The 23784-nt window shown below is 38.2% G+C and carries 19 protein-coding genes; 8 read left to right on the forward strand and 11 right to left on the reverse strand.

Annotated features, from left to right (window positions below):
- Positions 1-48: 48 nt before the first annotated feature.
- Positions 49-1935 (reverse strand): cation:proton antiporter, encoded by a 1887-nt coding sequence (locus tag NC797_RS14685; RefSeq protein WP_272437563.1) that lies wholly within the window; start codon positions 1933-1935, stop codon positions 49-51.
- Positions 1936-2115: 180 nt separating this feature from the next.
- On the opposite strand from NC797_RS14685, the gene recQ reads away from it, so the two are divergent.
- Positions 2116-4251 (forward strand): DNA helicase RecQ, encoded by a 2136-nt coding sequence (gene recQ, locus NC797_RS14690; protein WP_272437564.1) that lies wholly within the window; start codon positions 2116-2118, stop codon positions 4249-4251.
- A 169-nt stretch (positions 4252-4420) separates the two neighbouring features.
- Here the strand turns inward: recQ and NC797_RS14695 are convergent, their stop codons facing one another.
- Positions 4421-5662 carry an aminopeptidase gene (locus NC797_RS14695; protein WP_272437565.1) on the reverse strand — a complete coding sequence of 414 codons (1242 nt, stop codon included), beginning with the start codon at positions 5660-5662 and terminating at the stop codon, positions 4421-4423.
- A gap of 77 nt (positions 5663-5739) precedes the next feature.
- The gene (locus NC797_RS14700; protein WP_272437566.1) at positions 5740-7641 is read right to left on the reverse strand and encodes an ABC-F family ATP-binding cassette domain-containing protein; all 1902 of its coding nucleotides are present in this window, start codon (positions 7639-7641) and stop codon (positions 5740-5742) included.
- 240 nt (positions 7642-7881) lie between these two features.
- Here NC797_RS14700 and NC797_RS14705 point away from each other — a divergent pair, with 240 nt between their 5' ends.
- Positions 7882-8199, forward strand: a complete 318-nt coding sequence (locus tag NC797_RS14705) for a winged helix-turn-helix transcriptional regulator (protein WP_272437567.1) — start codon at positions 7882-7884, stop codon at positions 8197-8199.
- A 76-nt stretch (positions 8200-8275) separates the two neighbouring features.
- On the opposite strand, the gene cls is transcribed toward NC797_RS14705, so the two are convergent.
- Positions 8276-9718 carry a cardiolipin synthase gene (gene cls, locus NC797_RS14710; RefSeq protein WP_272437568.1) on the reverse strand — a complete coding sequence of 481 codons (1443 nt, stop codon included), beginning with the start codon at positions 9716-9718 and terminating at the stop codon, positions 8276-8278.
- A 133-nt stretch (positions 9719-9851) separates the two neighbouring features.
- On the opposite strand from cls, the gene NC797_RS14715 reads away from it, so the two are divergent.
- The 4 genes from NC797_RS14715 to NC797_RS14730 all read left to right on the forward strand — a co-directional run bounded on the left by NC797_RS14715 (position 9852) and on the right by NC797_RS14730 (position 13074).
- The gene (locus tag NC797_RS14715) at positions 9852-10034 is read left to right on the forward strand and encodes a gamma-type small acid-soluble spore protein (protein ID WP_272437569.1); all 183 of its coding nucleotides are present in this window, start codon (positions 9852-9854) and stop codon (positions 10032-10034) included.
- A 205-nt stretch (positions 10035-10239) separates the two neighbouring features.
- A complete protein-coding gene (gene rarD / locus NC797_RS14720; protein ID WP_272437570.1) occupies positions 10240-11172 on the forward strand; it encodes an EamA family transporter RarD in 933 nt (310 codons plus the stop codon).
- A gap of 290 nt (positions 11173-11462) precedes the next feature.
- Positions 11463-12398, forward strand: coding sequence for an SGNH/GDSL hydrolase family protein (locus tag NC797_RS14725; RefSeq protein WP_272437571.1), 936 nt, complete (start codon positions 11463-11465; stop codon positions 12396-12398).
- A gap of 67 nt (positions 12399-12465) precedes the next feature.
- Positions 12466-13074 (forward strand): YpmS family protein, encoded by a 609-nt coding sequence (locus NC797_RS14730; protein ID WP_272437572.1) that lies wholly within the window; start codon positions 12466-12468, stop codon positions 13072-13074.
- 53 nt (positions 13075-13127) lie between these two features.
- On the opposite strand, the gene NC797_RS14735 is transcribed toward NC797_RS14730, so the two are convergent.
- Genes NC797_RS14735 through NC797_RS14745 form a run of 3 tightly spaced genes read right to left on the reverse strand, consistent with a single transcriptional unit; the run spans position 13128 to position 15801 of the window.
- A complete protein-coding gene (locus NC797_RS14735; RefSeq protein WP_272437573.1) occupies positions 13128-14675 on the reverse strand; it encodes a coiled-coil domain-containing protein in 1548 nt (515 codons plus the stop codon).
- A gap of 43 nt (positions 14676-14718) precedes the next feature.
- The gene (locus tag NC797_RS14740) at positions 14719-15177 is read right to left on the reverse strand and encodes a DUF6114 domain-containing protein (protein WP_272437574.1); all 459 of its coding nucleotides are present in this window, start codon (positions 15175-15177) and stop codon (positions 14719-14721) included.
- 27 nt (positions 15178-15204) lie between these two features.
- Positions 15205-15801, reverse strand: a complete 597-nt coding sequence (locus NC797_RS14745) for a DUF6230 family protein (RefSeq protein ID WP_272437575.1) — start codon at positions 15799-15801, stop codon at positions 15205-15207.
- A gap of 253 nt (positions 15802-16054) precedes the next feature.
- Between NC797_RS14745 and NC797_RS14750 the strand changes: the two genes are divergently transcribed.
- The gene (locus tag NC797_RS14750) at positions 16055-17572 is read left to right on the forward strand and encodes a response regulator transcription factor (protein ID WP_272437576.1); all 1518 of its coding nucleotides are present in this window, start codon (positions 16055-16057) and stop codon (positions 17570-17572) included.
- Between the two features lie 55 nt (positions 17573-17627).
- Here the strand turns inward: NC797_RS14750 and NC797_RS14755 are convergent, their stop codons facing one another.
- From NC797_RS14755 to cudC, 4 genes are all read right to left on the reverse strand, one after another.
- Positions 17628-19484, reverse strand: coding sequence for an AMP-dependent synthetase/ligase (locus tag NC797_RS14755; protein WP_272437577.1), 1857 nt, complete (start codon positions 19482-19484; stop codon positions 17628-17630).
- 131 nt (positions 19485-19615) lie between these two features.
- The gene (locus tag NC797_RS14760) at positions 19616-19957 is read right to left on the reverse strand and encodes an SCP2 sterol-binding domain-containing protein (RefSeq protein ID WP_272437578.1); all 342 of its coding nucleotides are present in this window, start codon (positions 19955-19957) and stop codon (positions 19616-19618) included.
- Positions 19958-20321: 364 nt separating this feature from the next.
- The gene (locus NC797_RS14765) at positions 20322-21209 is read right to left on the reverse strand and encodes a glycine betaine ABC transporter substrate-binding protein (RefSeq protein ID WP_272437579.1); all 888 of its coding nucleotides are present in this window, start codon (positions 21207-21209) and stop codon (positions 20322-20324) included.
- 51 nt (positions 21210-21260) lie between these two features.
- Complete coding sequence (gene cudC, locus NC797_RS14770; RefSeq protein ID WP_272437580.1) at positions 21261-21818, reverse strand: choline uptake/conversion transcriptional regulator CudC; 558 nt, start codon at positions 21816-21818, stop codon at positions 21261-21263.
- A gap of 238 nt (positions 21819-22056) precedes the next feature.
- On the opposite strand from cudC, the gene betB reads away from it, so the two are divergent.
- A complete protein-coding gene (gene betB / locus NC797_RS14775) occupies positions 22057-23526 on the forward strand; it encodes a betaine-aldehyde dehydrogenase (protein ID WP_272437581.1) in 1470 nt (489 codons plus the stop codon).
- The last annotated feature ends 258 nt before the right edge of the window (positions 23527-23784 follow it).

Consider the following 23784-nt stretch of genomic DNA (forward strand, 5'->3'; position numbering starts at 1 on the left):
CGTTTCTTGACCTAATGCATAGGTTTCCGCAACCTATGCATTAATTTCTTATTCTTGTTCATTTCTATTTTTGGACGCATCCTCAGAATCCGTGTCATTATTCCTTTGTTTGACAAGCTTTTCTCTGATCTGTCCGATTTCTTTTCCTGGTGGACTTAGACTCACAATAACATCACCGTTTTCAACACTCCTTTCTCCTTCATCAGTGAAAAATGTTATTTCATCGGACGGCTTTAGAGCGAATAATTGCACCGTATCTGCCTCACGTTTTTGAGTATACTGTTCATAATCATATTTCTCTGTTATATTTGTTTTACGAAACACATAACCGTTGTCAATTTTATCTATTACATCTTCTAATGAATTGTTTTTGGAGAACAGGACTCTTCCACCAATCGTATTCGCAAGATCCTTCACATGATCTACTTCCTCTTCCTCAATACTAATTCGAAACACGTTGTTACGACCGAATTCTGGTACAAATGTCGTACAGACTAATGCATTGTAAGCGTCGAATTCGGTTGCGGCTATTAAGTAGCTGTAAGGTGTAATGTCTAAAAGGTACTCTGTTTGCTCAGATAGTAATTCTCCATGGTGGAATGGAAGACCTGCCCGACGAGGCTTTCTTAATCGATTCCATGACGAATCCGTAATCATTACAGGCACATTTAGGTCTTTTAAAAATGCTGCAAGTGCAAATGTAAAGCGATTACTACCAGCTATTAGTACTCCTGGTCGACTTTCAACTGCCAGATTAAGCCTTTTTGCAAGTGGGCCGATGGAGAAACCGTGTGCAACTACCGTGAAAAAGACTAATGCAAACGTTAATGAAATGACTATTGCTGCATCTTCAAACCCCTCTTCAAGTAAAACAGATGCAAAGTAACTGGAAACAGTAAGTGCCACAATTCCTCTAGGCGCAATCCACCCGACCAGTAATTTTTCGGCTTTTGTTAATTCTGTGTTTATCGTTGACAAAAAGATCGACAATGGTCGAACAATAAATAGCATGAGAATGACGAAACCGATTATTTCAGGTCTAAATATTTGGAATAGTGTAGAGCGATCTAAGGAAGCCGTAAGCATAACAAAAATAGCAGACAGTAAGAGTAACGAAATATTCTCTTTAAAATGCCGCATATCTTCTATTGAGGCAATTTTACTATTAGCCAACGTCATTCCCATTGCGGTCACGGATAAAAGCCCTGTTTCGCGGGCAAGTTCATCTGCTACGGTAAAACAGATTATGACAACCGTAAAGACTACTGGGGATTTTAAAAATTCAGGAACATTACCGTTTTCAAACATCCACCCGATCCCTTTGCCTAATAACAATCCTAAAACTATAGCAAATACGGCTCCCAAAAAGAAAGATAGCAATGCCGAATTATCGAAAGCATCATTTGTGAAAAAAAGGATAAATTCAAATGCAAATACGGCGAGTAACGCTCCAATCGGATCAGCGATAATTCCTTCCCATTTCAAAATCTTTGCTGGACGAGGTTTTAGTTTAGACTGCCTTAATAGAGGAAGTATCACCGTCGGGCCAGTCACGATAAATAACCCGCCAATAACAAATGAAACGACCCATGATAAGCCTGCTACATAGTGGGCAGCTAAGGAGCCTAATAACCAGCTTAAAAAAGCACCAATCGTTACGATACGTAGCACAGGACGACCGAGCCCCCGGATTTCTTTTAAATCTAGGTTCAGACTTCCTTCAAACAAAATGATTGCCACTGCTATTGATATAATGGGTTCATATAATTCGCCAAAATCTTGCTCTGGCTGTATTACCTGTCCTATAGGTCCAGCTAGTAATCCCGCTACTGCCATAACGACAATAGCAGGCATTCGATATCGCCAAGATAGCCACTGAGAACCTATCCCTAATAAACCGATCAACATGATTTCTGACAGTATCGAATCGACCACAATGCTCTCTCCTTTGGCTCACATTTTGTATTAGTGTGGACTAGTTGATTGTTTTTTATGAAGAAGCTGTTTTTTCACAGAGGCGGTCAAAAATCAGCAAACCTATTTTCCCCATTTCATTTTTCCATAAACATGGTACCATTGTAATTAGAACATAAATGTTAGGAGTAATAGCAGGCCATGACCATAAATAAAGCAAAACAATTACTTCAAGAATATTTTGGGTTTGATCAATTTCGACCAGGTCAAGAACAAGTGATTCAGTCCATTTTACAATCGAACCAAACGTTGGCGATTATGCCTACTGGTGGTGGTAAATCCCTTTGTTATCAAATTCCAGGATTAACCTTGGATGGCACTGCTGTCGTCATCTCTCCACTTATTTCCTTGATGAAGGATCAGGTCGATTCCCTTCAATCTTTAGGAATACCTGCAACTTATATAAATAGTTCGTTATCGAATGAAGAGCAACGCGAACGATTAGTTCAACTTAAAAACAACCGCTACAAGTTCATATATGTTGCACCCGAACGATTTGAGTCTCCTCTTTTTTTAGAGGCATTACAGTCGATTAACCTGTCCTTAATCGCCTTTGATGAAGCACATTGCATTTCACAGTGGGGACATGATTTTAGACCGAGTTACCGATCCATTGTCCCGTCATTGTCAAAACTAAAAAATCTACCCGTAATCGTCGCTTTAACTGCCACAGCAACGAAGGACGTCACCCAGGATATCAAAAGGCTTCTTCAAATCAAAGATGATCACGTTGTTAACACTGGATTTGCTCGCGAAAACTTATCCTTTCATGTTGTAAAAGGACAAGATAAGAAAGACTTTGCTTTTGAATATATACGAAAGAGACGCAAGGAGGCCGGAATCATTTACGCGTCAACACGTAAGCAAGTTGACATGCTGCATCATGCAATGGAGCAAAAGGGCTATCCTGTTGCGAAATATCACGCTGGTTTAACAGAGGAAACACGGAAAAATGCACAAAATGCGTTTATTCAGGATGAAAAAACGATTATGATTGCTACAAATGCTTTTGGCATGGGTATTGATAAATCAAACGTTCGATTTGTGATTCATTATGCGATGCCCATGAACATTGAATCGTATTACCAAGAAGCAGGACGTGCTGGGCGAGACGGAGAACCGAGTGATTGCATCTTGCTCTTTTCTGGTCAGGACATCCAACTGCAAAAGTTTTTGATCGAACAATCCAATTTGGATGAACAAAATAAAACAAATGAATACCAGAAACTTCAAGCGATGATTAACTATTGTCACACACACAGTTGCTTACAATCCTTTATTTTGGATTATTTCCATGACGACAGATTAGACAGGGATTGCAATAAATGTAGTAATTGCATGGAAAATGGTGAAAGAGAGGATCGAACAAGAGAAGCACAAATGGTTCTTTCTTGTGTAAAAAGAATGGGGCAGCGCTTTGGTGCTGGATTAACAGCAAAAGTACTGAAAGGTTCAAAAGATAAAAAAGTACGAGAATTTCGTTTTGATCAATTATCGACATATGGCTTAATGTCCTCACATACGGAAAAGGATATTACGAATTTCATTCACTTTTTGGTAGCGGAAAACATTTTATCAACCGGTGAGGATCGCTTTCCAATACTGAAACTAACAGCACGAGCTGGTAAAGTTCTAAAAGGGACAGAGCAAGTATGGATGCAAGTGGGCTCGATCAAACCAGCACAATCAAACGATGAAAACCTAGAATTGTTTGAAGAATTACGATCCCTTCGTAAAAGAATTGCCGACGAGGAGAGTGTTCCACCATACGTCTTATTTTCCGATGCCACTTTAAAAGAAATGTGTCGACTACTTCCGACAACAAAAGAATCCATACTCCAGGTTAAAGGTGTCGGTATGAAAAAATACGAGCAATACGGGGAGGCCTTTCTTAATGTGATTCGAGAATGGAAGCGAGCGAACGATACGGAACCAGTGACATCTGTTCCTATATCAGGCTTCGATTCATCCACTAATGAATCAAGTCATACGATTAGCTATCAGATGTTTCAAGAGGGAAAAACAATAACGGATATAGCGAATACTAGAAGCTTAAACGAGAGAACGATTGAAAACCATTTGTTTAAAGCTTTTCAAGAAGGCCATACAATAAACTGGGATATTTTCTTCAACTCCGAAATAGAAAAACTCGTCCTTCAAGAGAAGGAAAAGATTTCAGAAGAAAAACTCAGACCATTAAAGGAAGCACTCCCAGAGGACATTAGCTACACAACGATAAAGGCCGTTCTTGTTAAAAACGGGCTGCGATCGGTATAGCAATTTGCTCAATAAACGTTGGGGACTATGAGTTAAATGACTGTGCCTTACCAGATCATCCTCTCATTTTAGAGGGTGTTCAAAGGACTTTTTAAACACGCACTTTTAGGGTGAAAAAACAAAACATCCCAGCATCAATCAGTGGGATGTTTTGTTTACTACAACCTATTTAAGCATTAAAATCTAGTGCCCATGAACCATTACGAAAAACAGCTTCTGATTTTCCGTCAACCGTAATACCATCAATATCAAGCTTTTCTGAACCAATCATAAAATCAACGTGGGTTAAACTGTCATTCACACCGTGCTGATCCAATTCTTCTTCATTCATTTTGGATCCGCCATGTAAGTTCGTTGGATATGCCTTACCTAACGCAATATGGCAGGATGCGTTTTCATCGTAAAGAGTGTTATAAAAAATCAGTCCAGATGTAGAAACAGGTGACTCATGTGGAACGAGAGCTACTTCCCCAAGACGTCTTGCTCCTTCATCCGTGTCTAGCAGATGTTTTAGTGTATCGTATCCTTGCTCCGCTGTAAAATCGACGACTTTTCCTTCTTTAAAAGTCAAACTAAAGTTATCAATCAAATTACCACCATAGATTAAAGGTTTTGTACTAGACACAGTTCCATTTACCTGGTATTTATGTGGTAAAGTAAATACTTCTTCTGTCGGCATATTCGGATTGAATTGAATACCTGCTTCCGTATGTGCAGAACCACCCTTCCAGATGTGTCCCTCCGGCAGCTCAATTTCTAATTCTGTTCCAGGTGCTCGATAAACCAATTTTTTGTATTTTTTTTCATTTAAAAATGCACGTGCTTTTTGTAATCCTTTATTATGTTCAACCCATGCCGCTACAGGGTCTTCCTTGTCAACTCGAACGATTTTAAAAATTTGTTCCCAAAGCTGTTCAATCGCTTCTTCCTTGGAACTATTCGGGAATATTTTCTGTGCCCAATCACCTGTTGGAATGGAGATAAGTGACCACGGAATACGATCATTCATTGTATAGGAACGAAACTCTTTCATTGCTTGTGCCCCAGCTTTTGTTGCGGCTGCTACCTTCTTAGGATCCACATCTTTGAGCAAATCTGGATTGGTTGAACGGATCGATAAAAGAGCGGCACCTTCCTCCGCAAAGGATAATTGTTTGTCTATTTGCCATTGCGAGATGTTTGTTAAAACTTCCTCTGATACATGCTGATACCTTAAAAGGGTTAACGTATCGTCCGCCCAATTAATATGTACATCTTTTACTCCAAGTCCATACGCTTGTTTTGCTATCTCCCTTACAAAATCTACACCATCTATTGGTGCGTTAATCACTAACTTTTGGTTTTTCTGCACATTAACTCCTGTCCGCAGTGCTAATTCTGCGTACTTGGCTAACATTCTTTTCTCTGCCATTTTTTTACCTCCTATAGTTAGATACATAAATGATCTCTTTTTCTATTATTTCACAAAAACTAACAATAGACAAAAATTTACTGTTTGAATTCGTTTTCTTTTTCAATTTGCTCCACAATCGAGGCTAGTTCTTCCCATCTTTCCATCTTTTGTTCGAGCTCTTTTTCTAGCTGTTCCTGTTCCTGATACAGTTGTTGAACAAGGTTGATATCACTTCCAGCCTGTTGAATCTTCGTTTGAATTGTCTCAGTTTCTTCCTCAAGATGGTTGATCGAATCCTCTATCCCGTCCCATTCTTTTTGTTCATGGTAGGATAGTTTACGTTTTTTCTTTGGCACGAATGGTTCTTTTTTCTCCTTTGTTTCAGATGTAGCTTTCTTTTCTAATTGCTTTTCTGTTAAGTATTGTGTGTAGTTACCGTAAAAGTGCCTTGTTACCCCATCTCCTTCAAAGGCAATCAAATGGTCCACTACCCGATCTAAAAAATAACGATCGTGCGACACTGTAATAACTACCCCTGGAAACTGATCTAGGTACTCTTCTAAAATACTTAATGTTTCCGTGTCCAAGTCATTTGTAGGCTCATCCAAAAGCAACACATTCGGCTCATCCATTAAAACGCGCAAAAGGTATAATCGTCTCCGTTCACCACCTGACAATCGCTTCACATATGTCCATTGCTGGGGTCGGGGGAATAAAAATCTTTCTAGCATTTGTTCAGCTGTAATTACATCCCCTTTTGCAGTATAAACGACCTCGGCAACTTCCTTAATATAATCGATCACCCGACTGTTCTCATCCATAAACTGATGTTCTTGTGTGTAATAACCTATTTTTACAGTAGGGCCAATCTCAATCACCCCAGTATCAGGCTTTGTTCGATTTGCTATCATGTTAAGAAGGGTTGACTTTCCAGATCCGTTTGGACCGATCATTCCGATTCGATCATTTGGAACGATCAAAAGGCTAAAAGGTTTTAGCAAATGATGATTACCGAAACGTTTGGTAATATCCCTTATTTCGATTACTTTCTTACCAAGTCTAGAAGAACCAACTTGAAATGCAATGGATGCATCATCTGTTGCAAATCTCCTTTCCTTCATATCCTCCACCCGTTGTTTTCTTGCCTTTTGTTTTGTTGTTCTCGCCTTCGCACCACGCCTTAACCATTCAAGTTCACGCCTTAGTGTATTTTGATGCTTTTGCTCTTGTAGTAGTTCCTGCTCTTCTCGCTCTGCTTTTTTCTCTAAAAACATCTCGTAATTTCCATCATATGTATATAATTTACCATTGTCTAATTCGTAAATTCGATTGGTAATTCGGTTCAAAAAATAGCGATCGTGTGTAACTAATAAAAGAGATCCTTTGTATTGAGGCAAATAGGATTCTAGCCATTCAATTGTTTCATTGTCTAAGTGGTTTGTCGGTTCATCCAGAATGAGTAGATCGGCAGGTTGTAGCAATGCCCTTGCAATGGCTACTCGCTTCATTTGGCCGCCAGATAGCTGTGAAATATTTTTAGAAAAAGATGCAACACCTAGTTTTGTTAAAATCGTTTTTGCAATCGTATTCATATCCCATGCCCCAAGTTGATCCATTTTCTGTTGGCGTGCAATCAATTCCTCCTGTAACTGTTCATTATCTGGATTCATTTCTAACTTTGATAAGACTTGCTCATAGTCACGCATTGTTTTGATTATGGGTGAATCCCCTTGAAAAATTTGTTCTAATACCGTTAGATCACCATCTAACATCGGTTCCTGTGGCAAATATTCTACCTTGAAATCATTGGAATGGTTGATCGTTCCGTTGTCTTTTGATTCGATTCCAGCAATCACTTTTAATAGGGTTGATTTACCCGTACCATTTACTCCAATTAAACCTATCCGCTCCTTGCTTTCTATAGTGAAAGATATATGATCAAACAGAATCTTTTCCCCGTATGACTTGTATAGGTTTTCTACAGACAGTATACTCATCAGTTTCACCTTTCCTTTTGAATTCCGTCCTCTATTATACACGACAGCATGCTATGAAGGATACCCTAACATCTACCATTTACGGTTTATCTATTATGTGATAACCTAACTTTATGGGTTACTTTTAGTAAGCATGGGAGTTCCTTATCTCAAAGGACTGTGGTCAATCTTTTTTTTGGACAAAAATCCTTTCCTATTCACATCTGTTAAGCTATAGTAGAGAGTAATTGGGGTGATTCTATGCAAGAATTGTGTCCTCGTTTTGAAAAAGCAATGGAAATATTTAGTAAACGCTGGGTTGGGTTAATTTTATTTGAGTTGCTTGAAGGTGCTAAACGTTTCTCAGAAATAGAATCAGAAATACCCGTTAGCGGCAGATTGCTTTCCGATCGTTTAAAAATGCTCGAGCAAGAAGGCATCATCGAAAGAAATATATATAACCATTTTCCAGTGCGTGTCGAGTATATGTTAACGGATAAAGGAAAAGCACTCGAACCTGTTATTAAAAATATTCAAGACTGGTCTCAACATTGGATTACACACGAAGAAGTAACATAACAATAACCAACCGCTTTTGCCATAATGCAAAAGCGGTTATTTTTTTATATCATCACAAGCATTTAAAAATGCCGTTTTATAATATTGGGGAGATTAAGCGAGAAATCGACTCCTTCATTTTAATCCAACTCGAGCGTTTCCTATAGAGCTTTTCTGTTAGCTGCGAGGATAACAGAATATCTTCTTTGAACCTGTCCGTTAACTGTTGCGCCACTTTATGATCATAAAGGAAAGCATTGACCTCAAAATTAAGCCGAAAGCTGCGGACATCGATATTCGCTGTTCCAACTGATGCAATTTTCCCATCAACGACAAGTGTCTTTGCGTGTAAAAATCCATTTTGATAAATAAAAACAGACGCACCCGCATTAAGAAGCTCTCCTATGTTGGAAAGGGTGGCCCAATATACGAACGGATGATCAGGCTTACTCGGAATCATAATTTTCACATCCACACCTGATAACACTGCAATTTTTATAGCGTCAGCTAAGCTATCATCTGGTATATAATAGGGTGTCTGTATGTAAACATATTCTTTTGCAGATAAGATCATTTTAATATAGCCATTTTTTATCTGTTCCCATTCTGAATCTGGTCCACTTGATACAATTTGAATACCAACATCTCCAGAAGGTTCCGCTTTATAATATCGATCGTCATACAGAATATCGTGTCTTGAAGCTTGATTCCAGTCAAGGATAAACCGGGTTTGCATATGATTTACTGCACCCCCTACAATACGTAAATGCGTATCCCGCCAGTAACCAAACCTTTCATTATATCCTAAGTACTCATCCCCAATATTAAAGCCACCAATATACCCAATCTTACCGTCTATAATCGCCAATTTACGATGATTCCGGTAGTTGATTTTAAGATTAAGCTTAGGGATTCTAGAAGGGAAAAACGCTTCCACCTCACCACCTGCTTGTTGTATGTTCCGCACATATTTGTTACTTAATTTTCTAGAGCCCATATCATCGTATAAAATACGAACTTGGACACCCTCTTTCACTTTTCTTATCAAAATATTAGAGAGCTTTTGTCCGAGCTGGTCATGTCTTATAATATAATAAAGCAAATGAATATGATCCTTTGCGCTTTCTATATCCTCGATTAATGCACGGAACTTTTCTTGTCCATCTGTAAAGATTTCAACATCGTTGTCCTGTGAGAAGATTGCATCGTCATTTCTTAAGTGCATATAGAACAATTCTTTATAAGGTATTAGCTCCTCGTGCTTGAACAAAAAGCTCCCCTCCTCTAACGCACGAAGCTGGGCTTGAACTGCCTTTTTTACACCTAATCGGCTCTTTGTATCCCATGTGAAAATCGTTTTATTGCTAAGTCTTCTTCCAAAGATCAAATACAAAATAAAGCCAACAACAGGCACAAAGGTGAGCACCATTAGCCACGCCCATGTAGAGGTAGCGTCTTTTCTTTCCAAAAATACGATCATTACGGCAAGGAGTATATTTAAAAATAAGATTACCCCTAGTAAATAGGGCACAAAATTCATTGTTTACTCCCCCTTGTGTTCCTTCCAAATATATACTCATATTAAAGCAAAATATGACAATCGACAACTTTCATAATTCTTCTTATCATGCATGGTACTTTTTTTGCACAAAATATATACGAGGAGGGATCGCATGAAAAACAACAATACTACAAATGTTGGAACAGACATTCAAGAAGTAAAAAGAAAAAACGCACAATCCGGCATGTCGTATAACGAGGCTAAGGAATATATCGCAAGGACAACCGGAGGCCACAACACCAAGCAGCTAAGTAATACCGATGTAGCACAAGTCAAACGAGATATTCATGAATAGGTTCATCAAGGGGATTGGGTAGTCTCGTGGCTGCCCATTTTCCATGTATGATCTTTCCGAGTTTCCAAGCGTTTCTTATTGATTTTTTATTTCAATCCATCTAAACTAGTTCTATTGCATATGAGCACATTACTAAAGTTTAACAAAAACTAGTTCTATTGCATATGAGCACATTACTAAAGTTTAACAAAAAGAGGGCTTGATGATGAACATGAGTGAAAATAAACTTGGTATTCTTTATACTACTGCGGCATATCTTTTATGGGGGTTTCTCCCGATCTATTGGAAACTCATTCAATCAGTGCCTGCTGGGGAAATATTAGCGCATCGAATTGTTTGGTCATTTCTGTTTATGATCATCATCCTATTTACCGTAAGAAAATGGCGTGCATTTCTTCAAGAGTGTAAAGTTATTCTTCGGGACAAACGTAAATTAATCGGCATTACGTCAGCTTCTCTCATTATTAGTGTAAACTGGCTCGTATTTATTTGGGCAGTAAATGCGGAATACGTCGTCCAAGCGAGTTTAGGCTATTACATCAACCCACTTATTAGTATACTTTTGGGAATGTTCGTCTTAAAGGAAAGACTTACACGTTGGCAGATTGTATCGTTTGTCTTCGCTAGTATTGGTGTGCTCAATTTAACCATAAACTTTGGCGTGTTCCCTTGGATCTCTATTGTTTTGGCACTAAGCTTTGGGTTATATGGATTGTTAAAGAAAATCGTTGATATTAGTCCCATGTTTGGGCTTACGATTGAAACATTAATCGTCTCACCGATTGCATTGATCTTCCTTGTCGGTAACCAAGTACAAACTGGTAATCTGCCAACTATTTTCACCTCAACAGTAGCCTTACTGATTGGTGCTGGTGTAGCAACAGCGGTTCCATTATTATTATTTGCAAGTGGGGCGAAGCGAATTCCATTATCAATGGTTGGGTTTTTACAGTATCTTGCACCAACGATCATGCTCCTAATTGGTGTCTTTATGTATAATGAGCCCTTCACGAATGTACACCTCGTTTCCTTTGCTTTTATCTGGACTGCTCTAGCGATTTATACGGCGTCTAAATCCAGGTGGTTTAAACAGATGGAAACGAAATCCGAGTACAATAAACAACAAAAGTCTGTATAAAGCGTGGTGCTGTTGTCAAAAGTCGATTGCCATTTTTAGGATTAACAAACGATCCTACATGCTCCATCTATCAAGTGGCAACGGGTATACAAATCGTGAACCTATAGGTTTATAACTTAATTTTAGTGGGGTATAAATCGCAAAGATTTATACCCCACTTTTATGTATAGATCACAACGCTAAAAGTGCAACAGAGAGAAATCCTCTTCATATATTTGAACAAAAGGCATGTTTTCTTTACAATGTATTCGGGAATGGTTTATCACTATACTTATTTAGGTGTGATGTAGATGCGTAAGAAACAGGCAATCAAGATGATCACAGCTAGTCTTTTAACTATTTTTATAATCCTTGTTAGCATCAACTACCTGTCCTCAGGCACAAACATTTCGAATCCAAATACATCCTTACGCACCAAACAAAATACACCTCAAAATGAACAGGAAGCAGAACAAAATGAAACAGACTCTAAGGAGGAACAAACTGAAAACTCTGAGAAACAGTCGTTAACTGACGATATTAAAGACAAAGTTGAAAATATTGTCGATGGCGCTGTTGGCTTCTTTTTGAAAAAAAACCTTGATATTGTTGCGATAGGAGATTCTTTAACACAAGGTGTTGGTGACACAACAAACAATGGTGGGTATGTTGGTATACTAAACAGCCGGTTGTCCACAGAAAAACAAGATGTAAATATAGAAAACCTTGGCAAACGTGGTAATCGCTCTGATCAATTACTAAAGCGATTAGACAAACAAGAGATTGCATCATCGATTAAGGATGCAGAAATTATTCTTGTAACCATTGGTGCAAATGATATTATGAAGGTAGTAAAAGAAAACATATCAGACCTTGAATATGAGCAGTTTGTTAAAGAACAAGTCGACTATAAGCAAAGACTTCGAGAAATAGCAGACAAAATGTTGGCTCTTAATCCCGATGCTTCCATCTACTTTATCGGATTTTACAACCCATTTGCTAATTACTTTAAGGATATTGAAGAACTGGGGCTAATCGTTGATAACTGGAACAAAACAGATCAAAGCGTTGCAGATGAATATGAGCAGGTTACATTTATTCCAACAAGCGACCTTTTTTCATCTTATAATGAAGAAGCAGTATTTTACAAGGATAATTTCCACCCAAATTATGCAGGGTATCAATTGATGGCAAGCAGAATCCTAGAATATATTCGTCCAGAAATTGAAGATAAAAGCGACGGCTAAAATTGGTCGACTTCTTGAAGCACGTACTTAGATATAAAAATAGTGTAGATCAGGCTGGTGTTACTGTATGAAGGACAATCGAAAAAAGTTTACATGGAAGCGACTATTTTATAGTTTAGCTGGATTGAATTTATTTATCGTCACCGTCCTTCTTCTAATGGTTTTTGCACCCTCACCGAAAGTGGAGGATCCAGACAAAGAATTTATCGAAGAAGAGGCAGGCGCAGAGTTTACCGTTAATACAACAAAGGCAAACCTTAATCAATTGATAAATGCCTATATGGAAAAGTTGTTTAAGGGTAAAAGAAAAGATTATTTCGTTACATTAGAAGATGATGTACAAATGTCAGGCTCCATTAAAGCCTTCCAAACAGAGATTCCGATTTCCATCCGATTAGAACCGATAGTAGAAGAAAATGGGGATATGATATTAAAACCAACAAATATTTCACTCGGACTGTTGCAGTTGCCAAACAATAAAGTGTTGGAATACTTAAAAAAGAATTACCCTATGCCTGAATGGATAACAGTCGACCCAAACAAAGAATTAATCTATGTTGCCGTAACCCAAATGGAGATGAAAAGTAATTTCAAGGTAAAGGTCGAACAATTCAATCCTAAAAACGATGCATTCTCTTTTAAAATAAAAGTTCCAAACAAGACATTAGGGCTTTAAGAGAGGATATTCAAAAAGTCACCAAATGAAATTTGGTGACTTTCGAACACATACTAAAATAATTTAAAAATAGTATCGATCACATCCTCCAGTTCTGTTGAATCTTCATCATCGGAATTATTGGACTCGCTATTTTCAGGTGAATCTTCTTCGCTAGCTTCTGCATTTGAACCGGTGTCAGCTCCAGAATCTGTTACTGGTACGTCCTCCACTTCCGTCACAGATTCTCTCTCTAGTTTACCCTCAGTTTCTAATTCAGTTTCTGATTTCGTTTCTGATTCAGTTTCTGGTTTCGTTGCTAATTCAGCTTCTGATCTCGTTTCAGTGTTGCTTATCTCGGCACCATCAATTGTTTGATCATCTTCACTGCTACTTAATCCTGATTTTTCCTGAACTTCATTTGTCACTGTTCCTTTAATAGTAGTTTTGAGGTTGTTCATGTTATCAGTTAATGTTTTTGTTTTTTCTTGTATCGTTTTTTCTTTTGCTTTCAAGCTATTAACCTTTTCTTTTACTTCTTTTGTTTCTTTCTTTAAATTATCAACGTTCTTTTGTATCGTATCTATACTTATTTTTTCCTGTTGATCCGTATTTCCTTTGGCGCTCTCCAATAATGCAGCAGCAATTTTTACCTGTTCCTGTTTCTCTTCACTTTCTGCTAGGTTGTTTTCGGTCAGTTTTGTAATCTCCCCTTCTATAGCCTTCAGATTATCATCAAGGTCTTCTACTAACTGGAAAGCTTGATCTACCAGTTCTGTATATGTTCCTGAGACCATCCCAAATGCCTCAGATTCTTTTTCTAATTTCCCTGTCAAAGAAACTAGCTTATCAAGCCTATCCGTAACACCATCTGTAATATCCTCTTCTATTAAATCCCTAATCTCACCTGTCAGATTCTCTAATTCATCCAACTGCAAGCCACCATTTACTTTTTCATATGTTTTTCTTGCCTTATTTAGGATATCTTCGGCTAGTGCAAGTTTATCCTTTTCACTTTCAAGTTTGTCTTTGAGCTGATTCCGCATGCTCTGCCGCTCTTCCTTTTTAATCAGCAGTTCCTCCAGTTCTTCCTTGGTCATTGGATCATAATCTGGCAAACTGCCGCATTCACTTTTATAGCACACTTCTATTTTGGTATTTGGTAGAGAAATGTTCGAAACAGATTGCTCCGAAACCTTCATGACGACGTCTGTTAAACATACCCATCCAACGTTGCTAGGCTTACAGATTCCCCCAACACTAGGTGGAGCCCCGCCAATTGTTTCTGCATAAAGATTTTTAACTTTAACCGGACCAGGTGATGTGATTCTGATCACGATTGGTTTTTGTCCCTTACCAGTGTCAAGAACCTTTGTAATGGTCAGTCCATATATAATGCCTTCCTTAATTCTTACTTTGCCAAGAAGAGATCCTGCTAAGTCCATTTGCCCATCTACCTTTTCGCTCTCAATAAAGAAACCGCCACTATTATTGTTTTCAGAGTCTTCCTCGCTACTGGCGGTAGCAGTATTGGCAATTGCAGGTGTTATGAAAAGACCAGACACAAGTATGAAAATCAAAGTGAGGAAAGCGTATTTTTTAAATTTTAGTTTGTTTTTCATATATTGATTCCCCTAAATTTCAAACTGACAGTACTTTTTGATCCTAAGTCTGAACCACTTCAACTTCATCATCACGTTTGGAATCCATCATGGTCAGCTCTTTATGTTCCCATCCAATTGAGAGTGAACCACCGATGATTCCCAAAATAGTACCGATCAAAAATCCGCCCAATGCTCCCATAACCGATAAAACAGAAAGAAAGATCGTTATCACACCAAACACCGTTGAAAATGCTGGATAAATAAAATTCAGTACCCCCATAATCACTATTAATCCACCAAATAAAAAGCCAATAAACGCAAAGCTTCCAGGAACGAATGCAATGGAATACAACTGTAATGGTATATACAAAATCATGAATCCAGCCAACAGGGTTAAAATCCCCCCCAAAAAAGGGCGCTGGTTCCGCCATTGCGTAAATCTTCCTGCATTCGATATTTTCCTGTACTTCTTCAGGATTTTTTCTTCCTTTTTCAGTGCTCTGGCTTCTTTCTTGTTCATAACCGAACCCCCTCCTGCCCAGGATTATTAATTGATGTTCGTTCTATCTGGCGAATCAATTTTTTCAACATATATCTTTGCATTGCCAAGACTGACAACACTTTGAAACAGGTAGTCGGTTACTAATTTGGCATTCGTTATCGTAATGGTTTGTGCATTTTGCGACCAATTTTTAGAGAAATCACTTGTATTCTGCTCTTCAATCGCCAACTCATTAAAGCTTAAATTAGCATCAATCAACCTGGCATCCTGAATCAAACCACTTATTTTCGTTGGTCCCAATGCTTTTATATTAATCCTTATCCATTGATCTGTTGGCAATTTAATATCCTTATAAATGTGTAAATTATCTATTTTGACCTCTTCGATCTTGTTACGGATCATTGGCTCAGCATCGGAATTACCAGTCTCACCAATCTTAGGCATCAGCTGAAATCCTTTTCCCTCTAGTTTATCGAATTTCACGTAAAAATCACCAATCCCACCAAGAGGGAGTGCAAATGCAGTACCTGTGAATCCAAACACAGAAATGAGTCCCCCAAGGGCTAAAAACCCAGCTAAAAGAGCTACAAAGAATTTCTTCTTCCAGACGGTACCTACTTTTTCTGTACTTTCATTATCCAAATTCAACACTCCTTTCAAGATACGTTATGCACTTCATCATAGGTAAATAAATACCATAGGGGTTATCACATTTAAATTCCTCCCTCGATTTTACTGAATTGAGCGAAAATTCATTTGTGTTACTATTAGTATAAGATACATAGAATGCTAGTGAAACCCGATAATTATAGGGGATTCACCTAATCAATAAAAACAGGACCAAAGTCACTAGACTTTCATACTTTCTTCTAAATGAAAGGGGGTGAAACGTGTCGTGTCATTAACCCTGAATAATCAAATGGATACGTTATTTCTAAAGGGTCTGCAGATTGTTCAATCCCATCATCAGCCAATACTGTTTGAATGGGAAAACATCCTTTCTTATCTTAAAGAAACAGGAAAAAGGTCAGGCGAAAATGTGGAAGAAACGATTTATTTTTTTTCGGAATATCTCTTTTCCCTAGAATTAGATGAAACGAATAACCTGAACCTAAATATTCATACACTTCAGCGGGCTAAATCATTTCAAACCAATCAGTTTATCATTACACTATTGGAAAATGCGGTTCATAAGGTCATTCAGGCAAAAGAAGAGCATTCACATCAAGATCACCAAGCAGTGCAATATTTATTTTTAACATTAAGTGAAGAACTACTAGCACACCCGAACCATCAATACTTTTCCATTGATTCCTTTTTGAAAAATCTTGTTTCTTCTACACAGATACCGATTGATTGGGCAGCTATCATTATCAAAAGAGACCAATCTTATATTGTAGAGAACTGGTTTAACAGCCTCAGCCAGGATTTATTGTTAGGAAACGATAATTTGAAAGCGGATACAATTTTTAACTTATCTGAGTTACTGCTGAACCAAATGCCTGAAGAGAAGCAACCAAATCACAATGTTTTGTCAATACCCTATGAGGACGTAACGTTATTAATATGTGTCAGCCAACAAGACAATTCCCATATCACACCATTTATCACGTATGCGCTACAAGTTTTTCAGTATGGGAAATACACTTTTAAAGCAAACAAGCAGGAACAACAGTGGAAAGACTCGGTTATTATGTTCAATGAGACAATTATGCGTTCCCATACGTATAATGACGCCGTTGAAAATATATCCGCTGGCTTCGTTCGTTATTTACCATTTGAACGTTGCGCCCTGTTTTCTTATTCGGTTAACGAGCATATGGGATTTGGACTATTTGGACACCACCTTGATAATACAGCGATTCAAAACATTACAGAAGACATCCGTAATTTACCAATCATTCAGGATAACATGCAGATACTTCAGTTGTTTGGCAAAAGCATGCATTATTTGCAACCGATATACATGGCGGATGCGTCCGTCGGATTCCCTGTTCATTATATTGAAAAATTCCAGCTTCATTCTGTCGTGGTCGCACCAATTTATCTATCCTCCAACAGTAGACTTCTGGGTGCGGCAATATTGGATCAAGGACCTAATAAACATTTTATCGTGTCAGAGGATACATTTTCTGCATTGGTTAAATTTGGTCAGAGTGCTGGTGAAATTTTAGGAAAGTACCAAAATAAACAACAGGATGATCTACAGCTCGAAGGATCCTTTCATCTGTCTCCACGAGAACTCGAAATAATGAAGCTCATGGCGAAAGGCGCATCGACAATCGAAGCAGCTCGTGACCTACATTTAAGTGCATATACCGTTCGTGATTATATTTCCGCGATCATTCAGAAAATGGATGCACGAAACCGTACGGAAGCAGTCGCACGTGCAATCCGTGAAGGGATCATCTAATAATACAGATAGGATCTAAAAGGAGCAGTTATTGTAATGCTCCTTTTCTGTTTTTTCATCCGTGCTTAACTGGTATTTCCGTTTGCTCTTGCGAATCGGATGACTCCTCATCTGCATATATCATTTCGATTAGTTGTTTATATTTATTCTCAATCACCTTGACTCTTGTCGATAACTTAGGCGTTAACTCCCCGGATTCAACGGTCCACTCCTCACCAATAATAGCCACCTTTTTCGGCTTTTCAAATTTTGCAAAGGGCTCTGTTTGACGTTCTATTTCGATCTTAAATAAATCCCGGACACTTGGATGTTGACAAATCTCCTCAAGCGACTCTGACTTGACACCATTTCTTTCCGCCCACCATAATAACTTTTCAAAGTTCGGGTTGAGAAGACAGATGATATATTTTCGGTGATCACCGATGAGAACTGACTGCTCTACATAACTGCTTTCATTGATGGCATTCTCAATCAGTTGTGGTGCAACGTTTTTTCCAGTGGACAGCACAATAATACGTTTCTTCCGATCAATGATTTTCAAGTAATGATCTTCATCGAGTTCACCGATATCCCCCGTACATAACCAGTCCCCGTCAAATGTAGCAACTGTTGCTTCCTCATTGTTATAATACCCTTTCATCACACTCGGCCCTCGGACAAGTATTTCCCCATCAACAGCAATGCGAACATCCAAATTAGGCATGACCTTCCCTACAGTCCCAACTTTAGCTCGCACCACTGGATTTGTCGTGATAACCGGAGAAGTTTCAGTAAGTCCGTATCCTTCATAGATCGGCAAATCAATCGCCCAAAAAAATTTTGCTACATCAGGATTTAATGTCCCTCCACCAGAAACCAAGCCACGAATCCTTCCTCCCAGTTCTTTTTTCACTTTTTGATAAACGAGTCGATCAGCAATCCTCCACTTCCTCCGCAAATCTTTTGGCATACCATCGCCTAAGACTAACTTATTGATCGGAGTGTTAAGGTACCGATCATATCGCTCCACGCCTACCTCCACCGCCCAGTTGAAGATTCTCCGCTTAATCGGTAATCCATTATCAATCTCGTCACGAACAGTTGCATATACCTTTTCAAACAATCGTGGCACACTGGTCATCACTGTTGGCCGAATTTCTTTTAAATTTTCCTTAATCGTATCAATACTTTCCGCATAAGCAATCGTCGCTCCTACCGATAAAGGCATATAATACCCTGCCATCCTTTCGAACACGTGCGATAGCGGCAAATACGACAGTGCAATATCATCCGACAACAGTTCAATCAGCCAAAACTGTACTGCTTCCATATTGGAAAGAAAATTTCCATGGGACAACATAACACCATTCGGTTTTCCAGTCGTTCCAGAAGTATGGATAATCGTTGATAGTTGATCCCGATCAATGTCCCGCCACTTTGCCTCCCAGTCCGATATTCGATACTCTTTTCCCACTGCTTCCAATTGGGAAAAGGATACATCTATTTCGGATGGGTAAAAGGTTTCTCCAGGATACATGGTAATAACGTATTCCACATTAGTGTTTCCAGCCAAAACCTTTTGCCGCTGTTCCTCATTTTCAACTACAACTGCCCGTACGTCCGCATTCTTGAGGATATATGCAACTTGCTCAGGCGGTAATGTTGGGTATACAGGAACACTAACTGCCTTCATACTTGCAGTTGCAAAGTCCGTAATTCCCCACATAGGATTACTATTGGAAAGAATAGCAATCTTGTCATTCTCCTTGATACCAAGCCACATTAGCCCTGATGCGAAATGATAAACCCTGCCCCAGAACGCTTGATATGTGATACTCTGGTATTTCCCACTTTCCTTCCACACCAATGCATCCTTCTGCGGAAACTTTTGGACCGTTCTATACAGCATTTCCAATAAATTATTCGGTTTCATCCAAATCCCCCCTGGGTTTTGTCAAGATCCCCCTTACGAACCGCCTGAAAGCTAAACCTGTATACTTTAAATTATAATACCATTCCTAATATTTAGATTATTAATGTAACAAAAATCTTATTCGACGATTCTTACTTCGCTAATCGATACGACGAAAGAATATCCTGCAGTTTCAATGCAAGTGCCATATTCCCTTTTATTTTCAATCGGCCTGACATGAATGCCTTTGTACCATTTAAATTTCCGTCCACCATCTTCTTAAAGTCATCGGTTGACATAGTTATTGTACAGTCAGCTTTCTCTGCCTCACCTTTAGCTGCATAACTTTTTTCACCGTTAAAAACGATATGGTATGTGCCTGAATCGTCACCGTTTACGTTGAACTGATAAACTGCCTCCACCCCTTTTATACGGTTTGGTTTATCACTCACCGCTTCATCAATCTCTTGAAAAATCTCCTGTAATTCTGTCATTTTACATCCTCCTAAAAAATAATTCGTTGGTATGGCTATAGCATAGAATGTAAAGCGGATAAAATATATTCCTTGTTATGTCGGGTTTTTGAAAAAATAAATGCATGAAGTAATAGGCTCTTCACCAACATGCAAAAAATCGAGAGTGATTTCACTCTCGATAACAAGCACGACGTACTATTTACACTATAAACATGAATTTAGGAAAAGTTACCACCCCGTCAAATGAAGGGTATCAAGTATCAATTGAAGTGTTCAATGATAACATCATCTTAGATTTTTACATAAAGAGGATGTTCAAAATGAGCTTGGCGCATTTAGGTGATAAAATTACAAGTTGTATTTTAGTTGGAATATTGGAATATTATTTTACCCATTCGTCCACTAGATCTTGGTTTTCTTCAACCCATTTTCTAGCTCCATCAATTGGTTCTTCCGCTTCATTTACATAAGTCATTAAACTTCCTACCGAATCATCATCCATCTTCCAATTTTTTAACCATTTATTAACTTCTGGAAAGTCCTTAGCAAAACCTTTTCTAGTTGCATGGTGAATCTTTTCCACCCCACCAAATACCTTTTTAGGATCGTCAATAAACTTTAAATCCATTTCTGAAAAAACCCTATGTGGTTTCCAAAGCGGTGCAACGATCGCTTCCTTATTCTTAATTGCTTGTCTTATCTCCGTTAACATCGCTGGCTCAGAACTAGGGATCAAGTCAAAGTTAAGATTATATGCTTCAATTACATCCTCTGTAACTAACATTGTTCCAGCACCTGAGTCAAACCCAGTAATTTCACCTTCAAATTTTTCCTTGTTTGCATTTAAATCTTTAATACTATTAATATCTTTCATATAGGATGGCACAACTAATCCAACTCTTGCGGTATCATACCATGTCTCTTCTGAAAAGTTAACTTGATCTTTATATTCCTTAACGTAACTTGCATCCTGAACTGGCAGCCATATTTCAGGACTTATGTCAAGACCCCCGTTTTTTAATGCCGCCATCTGCGTACCTATGTCTAAAAGCTTCAGTTCTAAATTATATCCTTTATCCTCAAGAATTACTTTCCACATATTTGTAACAGCTATATTCTCTGCCCAATTAATTTGTCCCATTACAACTGTTTTCTTGCTTTCTGCTTCCCCTCCAGCTTGATCACTCTCAGTACGATCGGCACCACATGCAGATAATACTAAAACTAGTAAGCTAGTTATCATAAAAAAAGTCGTTTTTTTGAAAATCATACTTTATGCTCTCCTTTTGGTTTGATATTATTTTTGAAACTCAAACGATTACTATTCTTCTGGCGGATTCTTTGGCAAGAACTCAAAGATCTCCTCACTCCGGATACTAGCTGTTAATCTTTCTAACCACCGATAATATACTTTTGAATTCTCAATCATTTCGTAATGTGCTTTTGCTTCATCACGAATTTCATTTGAGACCGTGTCATCTTCAAAAATTTCAACTAGTTCTACTTCAGCATGCTTGATCGCTTCCATGTTCATCTTTACTTCACGATCCCACATCTGGCAATAGAAAGACATGAACGAATGAAAGAAATCTTTTTCCGCTACATACGTGTGTTTCCTAGAGCCGCGCTGAAATGTCTTTTTAACCATATCTATTTCCTGAAGCTTGCGGACACTTGTACTCATACTTGGTTTACTCATGGACAGTTCTTCGCGCATTTCATCTAAATTCATTTGATCTTTGAAATACATTGTTGCATACAAATTACCAGCAGACGGGGTTACACCATATAGGTCCATTGTTTCCGAAATAGCACTTATAACTTGGTTTTTGGCATTTTCCATTTTTTCTATCGCATGTTCGTCCTTTGATTCATTCATTCATTGTTCCACCTCGTTCGTTAAGAATATTAAATTAATTAAATTTTTTCTTTATAAACTTAATACTAACGTTTCTATTTAAAATGTCAAATTAAAATTGTAAAATTACAATCCCACCTTCCTAAGCTGTCTTTTCATTTTTTTTTGACAAACAAATATCCACATGATAAATTTAATTTGTTAAAAACATTAAATTTTTTCTTAACATAATTAATCAAGTATAACAGGAGGGATTTTATTGACCATCAAAAAAAACTATATTGACGGAAAATGGGTGGATTCCCTGTCAAATAAGACTAGAGAAATCATTAACCCTTTTAACCAAGAAGTAATTGCAGTCGTTACTGAGGGTGACGAAGTAGATGCAAAAAATGCAATTGTTGCAGCAAGAAGCGCATTTGATCATGGCACATGGCCAACAACAACTGCTACGGAGCGTGGGGCAATTGTAAGGAAAATAGCTGAATTAATTGAAAGAGATAAAGAAGAATTAGCTGAATTGGAATCCCTTGATACTGGTAAAACAGTTGAGGAAAGCCGTGGAGATATGGAAGATATCGCTGGTGTTTTCCGCTATTATGCTGAAATTGCTGATAAAGATGGCGGAGAAATCATTGATTCCCCTATTCCAAATTCTATTAGCAAGGTAGTAAAAGAACCTGTTGGAGTATGTGGACAGATCACACCATGGAATTATCCACTATTACAAGCATCATGGAAATTGGCACCTGCTTTAGTAACAGGTAACACGTTAATTATGAAGCCGAGCGAAATCACACCACTTACTTCAATTAAAGTTTTTGAATTGATGGATGAAGCTGGCGTGCCTGCAGGAGTTGCAAACCTTGTACTAGGTGCCGGAAACACTGTTGGTGCTGAACTTTCAATCAATACAGATGTCGATTTAATTTCCTTTACTGGTGGAATCGAAACTGGCAAAAAGATTATGCAGGCTGCAAGCGCAAATGTTAAAAAAATTGCATTAGAATTAGGCGGAAAAAATCCAAATGTTGTATTTGCTGACGCTGATTTTGCAACAGCAGTGGATCAAGCATTGAATGCCGTATTTTTTCACGCAGGACAAATTTGTTCAGCTGGTACTAGATTAATAGTTGAAGAAAGCATCCATGACAAGTTTGTAAATGCGCTTGTTGAAAGAGTAAAGAAAATCAAAATTGGTAGCGGATTTGATGAAGCAACACAAATGGGGCCGCTTATTTCACAGGATCATTTAAACAAAGTGATCCGTTATGTTGAAACCGGTATTCAGGAAGGAGCGACTGTTGCAGTCGGTGCTAAGCGTCCTGAAGATCCTGAATTACAAAATGGCTTTTTCTACTTACCTACTGTTCTAATAAACTGTACAACAGATATGAAAGTGGTCCAAAATGAAGGTTTTGGCCCTGTCATTACCGTTGAAAAATTCTCAACGGAAGAGGAAGCTGTGAAACTAGCAAATGATTCTATTTATGGATTGTCTGGTGGTGTTTGGACAAGAGATATTGCAAAGGCTGAGCGATGTGTTGCAAAAATGCGCATGGGTACGGTATGGATCAACGAGTACAACTTATATTTTCCACACGCTCCTTGGGGTGGATTTAAGCAATCCGGAGTTGGCCGCGAGCTTGGAAAATTAGGTTTAGAAGAATATCAAGAAACCAAACATATTTATCATAATTTGAACCCTGTACCTATTAATTGGTTCTAAAGCGATCTCGTTTCAGCAAGCTGAAACATAGGTGAATCCCCACCTACGCTTCGCTTAAGAGGTGGGGGTCTAAAACCCTAAAACAATTTAAAGATTAAAAACCCTCGCACACCGTCCGCAATAAGACAATGTACGAGGGTTTTCTACCATGTTTCTCTACCACAACTTAGCAAAGAACTCTTCTGCTTGTTTCAGGGATTTATATTGATAACATTGAACGAAACTTCTGTTTAAGATGGCAATTCCTGATTTACTTCA

Origin of the sequence: Terrihalobacillus insolitus (genome assembly GCF_028416575.1) — a bacterium.
Lineage (GTDB): Bacteria > Bacillota > Bacilli > Bacillales > Amphibacillaceae > Terrihalobacillus > Terrihalobacillus insolitus.